The 319-nt window shown below is 49.5% G+C and carries 1 protein-coding gene; it reads left to right on the plus strand.

Going from position 1 to position 319, the window contains the following annotated elements:
- A partial coding sequence (locus tag ACXPVS_RS27495) for a transposase (protein ID WP_458512672.1) occupies positions 1 to 313 on the plus strand: 313 nt, incomplete at its 5' end.
- Positions 314 to 319 lie beyond the last annotated feature (6 nt).

The following is a 319-nucleotide window of genomic DNA, read 5'->3' on the forward strand; positions in this document are numbered from 1 at the left end:
CAAATGGGACGCCGAGTACCAATCGATTAGCCTGTCATGGCGACGAAACTGGGCTCGGGTGATCCCGTTTTTTGACTATCCCGCCGAAATTCGCAAGGTGATCTACACGACCAACGCCATCGAATCGATCAACATGAGCTTGCGCAAAGTGATCAAAACGCGCGCCTCATTTCCGACCGATGAAGCGGTGATGAAACTGTTTTATCTGGCGCTGAACAACATCAGCAAGAAGTGGACGATGCCGATCCGGGACTGGAAAGCAGCTTTGAATCGCTTCAGTATCCAATTCGAAGATCGCCTGTTAACGGTTTAATAGAAA

The sequence above is a fragment of the Pseudomonas sp. Ma2-10 genome (assembly GCF_054330215.1).